2 tRNA genes and 2 rRNA genes (1 of these 4 running past the window's edge) are annotated in these 2748 nt (G+C 58.9%); all 4 read left to right on the top strand.

Annotated features, from left to right (window positions below):
- Positions 1-168: 168 nt before the first annotated feature.
- Positions 169-1654, top strand: a 16S ribosomal RNA gene (locus tag VQ02_RS20145).
- A 154-nt stretch (positions 1655-1808) separates the two neighbouring features.
- Positions 1809-1885 (top strand) — tRNA-Ile (locus VQ02_RS20140).
- A 41-nt stretch (positions 1886-1926) separates the two neighbouring features.
- Positions 1927-2002 (top strand) — tRNA-Ala (locus VQ02_RS20135).
- Between the two features lie 283 nt (positions 2003-2285).
- Positions 2286-2748, top strand: a 23S ribosomal RNA gene (locus VQ02_RS20130); it runs 2335 nt beyond the window's last position.
- Together the 16S and 23S rRNA genes with 2 tRNA genes alongside form the textbook arrangement of a ribosomal RNA operon.

The raw sequence follows: 2748 nt of genomic DNA, 5'->3' as shown, positions 1-2748 counted from the left end.
TATCTGAGAAAGAGAAGCGTGGACGGCGTTGTCCCTGCGGATCCGGGTTTCGGCCTGGATCGTGAGTAGGATGATGCTGGTTCGACGTTTCGGTGCTCACACGACCGGCGGAAACGCTGGTTGGTTGTGTGCTTCCGTTTATGTTGTGATCAGCTTTGATCAGCTCTTCAACTTGAGAGTTTGATCCTGGCTCAGAGCGAACGCTGGCGGCAGGCTTAACACATGCAAGTCGAGCGGGCATCCTTGTGGTGTCAGCGGCAGACGGGTGAGTAACGCGTGGGAACGTGCCCTTCGGTTCGGAATAACTCAGGGAAACTTGAGCTAATACCGGATACGCCCTTCTGGGGAAAGGCTTGCTGCCGAAGGATCGGCCCGCGTCTGATTAGCTGGTTGGTGAGGTTACGGCTCACCAAGGCGACGATCAGTAGCTGGTCTGAGAGGATGATCAGCCACACTGGGACTGAGACACGGCCCAGACTCCTACGGGAGGCAGCAGTGGGGAATATTGGACAATGGGGGCAACCCTGATCCAGCCATGCCGCGTGAGTGATGACGGCCTTAGGGTTGTAAAGCTCTTTTCTCCGGGACGATAATGACGGTACCGGAGGAATAAGCCCCGGCTAACTTCGTGCCAGCAGCCGCGGTAATACGAAGGGGGCTAGCGTTGCTCGGAATCACTGGGCGTAAAGGGCGCGTAGGCGGTTTTTTAAGTCGGGGGTGAAAGCCTGTGGCTCAACCACAGAATGGCCTTCGATACTGGAAGACTTGAGACCGGAAGAGGACAGCGGAACTGCGAGTGTAGAGGTGAAATTCGTAGATATTCGCAAGAACACCAGTGGCGAAGGCGGCTGTCTGGTCCGGTTCTGACGCTGAGGCGCGAAAGCGTGGGGAGCAAACAGGATTAGATACCCTGGTAGTCCACGCTGTAAACGATGAATGCTAGCCGTAGGGGTGCATGCACCTCTGTGGCGCCGCTAACGCATTAAGCATTCCGCCTGGGGAGTACGGTCGCAAGATTAAAACTCAAAGGAATTGACGGGGGCCCGCACAAGCGGTGGAGCATGTGGTTTAATTCGAAGCAACGCGCAGAACCTTACCATCCCTTGACATGGCGTGTTATCCGGAGAGATCCGGGGTCCCCTTCGGGGGCGCGCACACAGGTGCTGCATGGCTGTCGTCAGCTCGTGTCGTGAGATGTTGGGTTAAGTCCCGCAACGAGCGCAACCCACGTCCTCAGTTGCCATCATTTGGTTGGGCACTCTGGGGAGACTGCCGGTGATAAGCCGCGAGGAAGGTGTGGATGACGTCAAGTCCTCATGGCCCTTACGGGATGGGCTACACACGTGCTACAATGGCGGTGACAATGGGCAGCGAAGGGGCGACCTGGAGCGAATCCCCAAAAGCCGTCTCAGTTCGGATTGCACTCTGCAACTCGGGTGCATGAAGGCGGAATCGCTAGTAATCGTGGATCAGCACGCCACGGTGAATACGTTCCCGGGCCTTGTACACACCGCCCGTCACACCATGGGAGTTGGTCTTACCCGACGGCGCTGCGCCAACCGCAAGGGGGCAGGCGACCACGGTAGGGTCAGCGACTGGGGTGAAGTCGTAACAAGGTAGCCGTAGGGGAACCTGCGGCTGGATCACCTCCTTTCTAAGGATGCTGTTTGTCAGGATGATCGGCTCTGCCGGTCCGCTCCTCGTACGGCGTCGTTGGATCCAGGGCTCAGTCAGAGCCCATTTGGCGGGACACGCCGTCTTCGTTTCTCTTTCTCATCATCCGGACAACGCTGGCGGGAGCCGGCGACGGGCCTGTAGCTCAGGTGGTTAGAGCGCACCCCTGATAAGGGTGAGGTCGGACGTTCGAGTCGTCCCAGGCCCACCAGGATCAGGAGACGGTGATCTCGCTGCCGAGCGGCGTCCCACGGGGCTGTAGCTCAGTTGGGAGAGCGCGTGCTTTGCAAGCATGAGGTCGTCGGTTCGATCCCGTCCAGCTCCACCACCCTCCCCTGCCCAAGGCTTCAAAGCTAAAGTGGCAGTGCGGTCGAGGGTCGTCTGGATCAAAGAGCTTCGCACCATCGACGCAATCGCGGGTGGCTGCGGATATCTGACATCGTGAAGAGGGAATGTGCCCGGGTCGCTGCGAGAGCGGCGAACCCGGGTGCGTTCGGCAAGCATAAGGCAGCGGGTCCGAAAGGACCGGCTGCCGGTCTTTATCGTGACCGTGGACGACGGTGACGGGCAGCTACGGCTGTCGGTCATCACCGGACACCGATCATGAGAGCGATCAAGTGCCTTAAGAGCATCTGGTGGATGCCTTGGCGCTGAGAGGCGATGAAGGACGTGGTACGCTGCGATAAGCCTTGGGGAGCTGCGAACGAGCTTTGATCCAGGGATCTCCGAATGGGGAAACCCACCTTCAGCCACCGTATCGTGGGAACAGGGCGACCTGCTCTCACGCTACGATGGTTTGAGAAGGTATCAGGCCCTGAATTCATAGGGGTTTGAAGCGAACCCGGGGAACTGAAACATCTCAGTACCCGGAGGAAAGGACATCAACGAGACTCCGTCAGTAGTGGCGAGCGAACGCGGACCAGGCCAGCGCCTGGCATGACGCTTACCGGAACGGCCTGGAATGGCCGGCAAGAAGGGTGACAGCCCCGTACGGGACAGGCGATTGCCAGGACACGAGTAAGGCGGGACACGTGAAATCCTGTCTGAAGATGGGGGGACCACCCTCCAAGCCTA

Source organism: Methylobacterium variabile (assembly GCF_001043975.1).
GTDB lineage: Bacteria > Pseudomonadota > Alphaproteobacteria > Rhizobiales > Beijerinckiaceae > Methylobacterium > Methylobacterium variabile.
The sequence above is the reverse complement of the archived record's forward strand: the minus strand, read 5'-3'. Positions and strand labels throughout refer to the sequence as shown.